Raw genomic sequence first — 5,263 nt, 5'->3', positions numbered from 1 at the left:
CGCCGGCCAGGGCGCCGGACACACCCTGCTCGACACCGGCACCGTCCGCGAACAGATCACCCAGGGCTGGCGAACCCTCGCCCTCTGACCGAACGCCACCTCAGGGCCGGGGCGCCTCAGGACGGGGCGCCTCGGGAGCGGTCCCCTCCGGGGGTCCGCCGGCGACGTCCTCGGCGAGCTCCTCCGCCAGCAGCTCCATCAGCAGGCCGTCGTGCCAGCTGCCGTCCGCGCCCCGCTCGTAGCGGCGCATGACGCCGACCGGCCGGAAGCCGACCTTGCGGTAGCAGGCGATCGCGGGCGCGTTGTCCGCCGCCGGGTCGATCACCAGCCGGTGGTGGCGCAGGTCGTCGACCAGGTGCCGGGCCAGGGTGCGGACGGCGTCGGCTCCCAGGCCGCGGCCGTGGGCGGCGGGGGCGAGGTAGATGTCGATGCCCGCGTGCCGGTAGTCGGGGTCGTCCTCGGCGTACCACTGGACGGCCCCGACCACCCGCCCCTCGTACTCGATGGCGAAGCTCTCGCTGTCCGGGTCGTCCAGGTCCTCGGCGACCGCCGCCGCCAGGTCCTCGCCGCCGCGCCAGCGCTCGTACACCTCGGGCGTGGCACGGATGGCGGCGAGGGCCGGGACGTCCTGCGCGGTGGCCGGGCGGAGCCGGACCAGGGCGCCGTGCAGGGTCGGTCGCACGTAGCGGACGCTCGGGTCCGTTCCTGGGCTCATACCTGCCATGGTCGCTCCGGGCCCGGGGAGCCGCCAGCGATTATGGGCGCCGGCGGCGGTCGTGGGGGTCTAGCGGTTGTGGGCCGTGGCGGCGCACAACGGGTTGCCAGCGGGCTCCAGTTGGAGGGTGGCGTGGGCGATGCCGAAGTGCTCGGCGACGCAGGCCCGCAGGCGGTCGAGCAGGTCGGGGCCGCGGTCGTCGGCGGTGACCACGTGGGCGGTGAGCACGGGCATGCCCGAGGTGATCGTCCAGGCGTGCAGGTCGTGCACCTCGCGGACGCCCGGCTCGGCGAGCAGGTGGCCGCGCAGTTCGGCCAGGTCGACGTCCTCCGGCGCGGCCTCCAGCAGGACGCGCAGGGCGTCGCGCAGCAGCAGGTAGGCGCGCGGCAGGATCATCAGGCCGATCAGCAGTGAGGCGATCGGGTCGGCGTACTGCCAGCCGGTGAGCTGGATGACGACGGCCGCGGCGATCGCCGCGACCGAGCCGAGGGCGTCGCCGAGGACCTCCAGGTAGGCACCGCGCAGGTTGAGGCTCGCGTCCTTGCCGCCGCGCAGCAGGACGACGCCGACCAGGTTGGCGGCCAGCCCGATCAGGGCCACCGCCAGCATCAGCCCGCCCCGCACCTCGACCGGTTCGCCGAAGCGCTGCACGGACCCATACGCGACCCAGGCGAAGACGCCGATCAGCAGCAGGGCGTTGGCGAGGGCGGCGAGGATCTCCAGCCGGTAGTGGCCGAAGGTGCGCCGCAGGGTGGGCGAGCGCTGGGCGACCTGGACGGCGAGCAGCGCCAGCGTGACCCCGGTCAGGTCGGTGAGCATGTGCCCGGAGTCGGCGAGCAGGGCGAGGCTGCCGGAGAGGAGTCCGCCGACGACCTGGACCAGCAGGACGGCGGCGGTGACGGCGATGGTCAGCAGCATCCGGCGGCGGTAGGCGCCGCCGAGCGTCCCGGCGGTGGCCGCCGAGGGGGCGTGGGCGTGGCCGGCTCCCATGTCAGTGCTCCTCTCCGGGGGTGATCACGGCGTCGAGCAGGTCGCGCAGCGCGTGCGCGAGGCGGTCGTCGGCGAGCAGGTAGCGGGTGCGGCGCCCCTCGGGGACCGTCCGGACCAGGCCGCACTCGCGCAGGCAGGCGAGGTGGTTGGAGACGTTCGCCCGGGTCAGGCCGAGCTCGTCGGCGAGGTCGGCCGGGTAGTGCGGGGCGTCCAGCAGGGCCAGCAGGATGCGCCGCCGGCTGGTGTCGGCCAGCGCCCGGCCGACCCGTTCCATCGCGGCCTCCTGGTCCGCGCCGGGCAGGTGGGGGTTGGCGGCACGGGAGTCGGCGGCACGGGAGTCGGTGTCCATGGCTCAATAGTACAGTCGCTGCTGAATTCAGCAAGCACTGTATCGTCGCGCCCGGCATGGACCCCCGGTCAAGCCCGGCCGGGCCCGGTCAGGCCCGGTCGTCCGGGCGCAGCCGGGCGCTCACCTCGCCCAGCCCCTCGGCGAGGGCGGCCAGCTGCTCGCGGGTGAGCACGTCGATCAGCAGCTCGCGGACCAGCGCGACATGCCCGGGAGCGGCCTGGCGGACGGCCTCGCGGCCCTCGTCGGTGAGCTCGGCGAAGATCCCGCGGACGTCGCTCGGGCAGGAGCGGCGGGCGACCAGGCCCATCCGCTCCAACTGGGTGACCTGGTAGGTGAGCCCGCTCTTGGAGGTCACCAGCTTCTCGGCGAGTTCGGTCATCCGCAGCGAGTGGTCGGGGGCCGCGGAGAGGTGGACCAGGACCTCGTACTGGGTGTGGGACAGTCCGGAGTCCTCCTTCAGCTGGCGCTCCAGCCGGCGGTTGAGGAGGTTGCTCGCGACGACGAAGCCCCGCCAGGCGGCCATCTCGTCCCGGTCGAGCCAGCGGGGTTCGTTGATGGAGGACATGGGAGGGATCGTACTCCTGTTGTTCAAATTCGAACCAAGGTGTACCTTCGGAGTGTCGAGGTTCAAAATTGAACTAACTTCGAGGATCCCACTCCCGAGGACCCAGCCCCGAGGAAGCCGCCATGAGCACCGCCGCCCCCGCGCGCATGCCCGCCCTCTACCTCTCGCACGGCGCGCCGCCGCTCGCCGACGACCCGGTCTGGCCCGGCGAGCTGGCCGCCTGGTCCGCCGGACTGCCGCGGCCCACCGCGATCCTGATGGTCTCCGCCCACTGGGAGGAGGCCCCACTCGCCCTCGGCGCCGTCCGCACCGTCCCGCTGGTGTACGACTTCTGGGGGTTCCCCGAGCACTACTACCGGGTCGAGTACGCCGCCCCCGGCGCCCCCGCACTCGCCGACCGGGTCCGCAAGCTGCTGCGCGCGCCCGGCGCCCCGGTCCAGGACGTCCCGGACCGCGGACTCGACCACGGCGCCTACGTCCCGCTGAAGGAGATGTACCCCGACGCGGACATCCCCGTCCTGCAGATCTCCATGCCCACCCTCGACCCGCAGCGCCTGCTGGAGATCGGCCGCCGGCTCGCCCCGCTGCGCGACGAGGGCGTGCTGATCGTCGGCAGCGGCTTCTTCACCCACAACCTGCGCGCACTCAGCCAGGACGGCCGGGTCAGCTCGGTGATGGCCGAGTTCGACGACTGGGGCCGGCGCGCCCTGGAGGCCCGCGACCTCGACGCCCTGCTCGACTTCGAGCACAAGGCCCCGGCCGGACGCCTCGCCCACCCGCGCACCGAGCACTTCGCCCCGCTGTTCGTCACGCTCGGCGCGGGCGAAGCCGACCTCCACGATCAGCGCAGCGTCATCGACGGCTTCTGGATGGGGCTGGCGAAGCGCTCGGTCCAGCTGGGCTGAGCCCGGCCGCGCGGCGGCGCGCTCGACCCGACCGGCGCACCCCCGCGCCCGGGCTCACTCGGCACAGCAGGTGAAGCGCTCGCCGATGTGCTCGGGCTGCTCGATCTCGTCCACCAGCGCGACCGCGTAGTCGGCCAGCGAGATCCGGCTGTGCCCCTCGGCGTCAGTGAGCAGGTGCTCCAGCCCGGTCCGGTAGCGGCCGGTCCGCTCGCCTGGGCCGATCTCGCGCGCCGGGCTGAGCGCCGTCCAGCGGACGTCGGCGACGCTCTGGAAGTACCGCAGGGCGGCACCGTGGGCGCGCATCACCCGCAGCAGTCGGTCCGGCAGGCCCGGGGTGTCCCAGACCCTGGTGTCCGGGCCGGTCCACAGGCTGCCGCTACCGCTCACCACGATCAGCCGGGGCGCCGCGCCCTCCAGGGCCCGCAGGCCCTCGACCAGCGAGCGGGCGGCCGGCTCGATCAGCGGGTGCCCCGGCGCGCCCCCGCCGCCGACGGCGCTGACCAGGACGTCCCGGCCGGCCGCGACCCGCGCCACGTCCTCGGGGCGCAGCACGTCCCCCGGCAGGGCCTCGGGCGCCCACCCCCGGTAGCGGGCCGGGTCGCGGACCACCGCGGTGACCTCGTGCCCGCGCGCCACCGCCTCCTCGACCACGGCGCTGCCGATGCTGCCGCCGGCGCCGATCACGGCGATCCTGGCCATCACGTACCTGCCTCTGCTTCCGGTTCGGGGGCCTCCCAGAAGTAGCACCCCTCGCTGCGGGGGCCCGGTCGCGGACACGCGCCCGGACGGGTACCGGAGCCCGCGGACTCCGCCCCCCAGTCGCCGAACCGGGGTCGGATTCCGGCCAACCCTGCGATCCGGCCACCGCGCGTCAGCCGTCCCGGACGGCGGCTCGCCGGAGCGTTCGCGGGCGTTCCGCGGAGGGCGGGATTCCACCGGGCGCCCTCATCGGCACAAACAGACCGGCCGTCCGGAATCCCGCAGGTCACTGCTGTACGCCATATGAGCAGTTACCACCCGGCCGGCCATCCGGGCCCCCGCGGCGCGGGGCCGGATGTGCACCGAATGCGCGCTTCGCGCACGGAGCGTGCGGCGGGAGCACAAAAGCGACGTACGGGCCGTAGTCGCACGACCCTTGCCCCGCAGGCCGAAGATCCCTTTCGGCCAACCAGTGGCGAACGCCTGTACGAATCCCGTCGGTGGACGCAGGATTCCGAGCGGCGGGTGTGGCACCACGCCGCTCCCGTAACCTGTGCGACCGAGGAGAGAACGAACCATGCAGCAGAAGTGGGCCCTTCGCGCCGCGACCCTCACCCTCGGCGTGGGGGCCGTCGTCGGCCTCACCGCCGCGTCCGCGAACGCCGCGAGCACCCTGCGGGTGGGCAGCACCGGCTCCGCCGTCGTCTGTCTCCAGCAGGGCCTGAACTGGGCCAACTCGGCCGGCCTGAACGCGGACGGCCAGTTCGGCCAGCTCACCAAGACCGCGGTGATCAACTTCCAGGCCCGCAAGGGCCTCGACCAGGACGGCGTCGTCGGCCCGGCCACCGGGGGCGCGCTGAAGTCCTCCGTCCGGGCGATCTACGACGCCGCCCACCACAACGGCGACGCCGAGACCCAGCGCCTGACGGGCCAGTGGATGTCCAACTGCAACTGGCAGCTCCCGGGCTGACCTTGCCGGACGGATCGGGAGGCCGTCCGGCAACTCCAGTGACCCGGGGGCGGGTTCGCGCCGTGCGCAC

General features: G+C 74.0%; 6 protein-coding genes and 1 pseudogene. 2 read left to right on the top strand and 5 right to left on the bottom strand.

What is annotated here, in order from left to right; genetic code table 11:
• Window positions 1–175: 175 nt before the first annotated feature.
• From ACWGB8_RS37660 to ACWGB8_RS37645, 4 genes and pseudogenes are all read right to left on the bottom strand, one after another.
• Window positions 176–715 (bottom strand): annotated as a pseudogene (locus ACWGB8_RS37660) (GNAT family N-acetyltransferase); the annotation flags it as partial.
• 69 nt (window positions 716–784) lie between these two features.
• Window positions 785–1,705 carry a cation diffusion facilitator family transporter gene (locus tag ACWGB8_RS37655; RefSeq protein WP_452218164.1) on the bottom strand — a complete coding sequence of 307 codons (921 nt, stop codon included), beginning with the start codon at window positions 1,703–1,705 and terminating at the stop codon, window positions 785–787.
• Between the two features lies 1 nt (window position 1,706).
• Entirely contained in the window at window positions 1,707–1,979 is a 273-nt protein-coding gene (locus ACWGB8_RS37650) for an ArsR/SmtB family transcription factor (RefSeq protein WP_452218166.1), read from the bottom strand.
• 163 nt (window positions 1,980–2,142) lie between these two features.
• A complete protein-coding gene (locus ACWGB8_RS37645; protein WP_452218165.1) occupies window positions 2,143–2,610 on the bottom strand; it encodes a MarR family winged helix-turn-helix transcriptional regulator in 468 nt (155 codons plus the stop codon).
• 131 nt (window positions 2,611–2,741) lie between these two features.
• On the opposite strand from ACWGB8_RS37645, the gene ACWGB8_RS37640 reads away from it, so the two are divergent.
• On the top strand, window positions 2,742–3,524 hold the full coding sequence (locus ACWGB8_RS37640) for a dioxygenase family protein (RefSeq protein ID WP_452218163.1): 783 nt from the start codon (window positions 2,742–2,744) through the stop codon (window positions 3,522–3,524).
• A 54-nt stretch (window positions 3,525–3,578) separates the two neighbouring features.
• On the opposite strand, the gene ACWGB8_RS37635 is transcribed toward ACWGB8_RS37640, so the two are convergent.
• Complete coding sequence (locus ACWGB8_RS37635) at window positions 3,579–4,223, bottom strand: NAD(P)-dependent oxidoreductase (RefSeq protein WP_452218162.1); 645 nt, start codon at window positions 4,221–4,223, stop codon at window positions 3,579–3,581.
• A gap of 577 nt (window positions 4,224–4,800) precedes the next feature.
• Here ACWGB8_RS37635 and ACWGB8_RS37630 point away from each other — a divergent pair.
• Window positions 4,801–5,193 carry a peptidoglycan-binding domain-containing protein gene (locus ACWGB8_RS37630; protein WP_452218161.1) on the top strand — a complete coding sequence of 131 codons (393 nt, stop codon included), beginning with the start codon at window positions 4,801–4,803 and terminating at the stop codon, window positions 5,191–5,193.
• The last annotated feature ends 70 nt before the right edge of the window (window positions 5,194–5,263 follow it).

It is taken from the genome of Kitasatospora sp. NPDC054939 (assembly GCF_053610105.1).
This window is presented reverse-complemented; position numbering and strand designations above follow the sequence as displayed.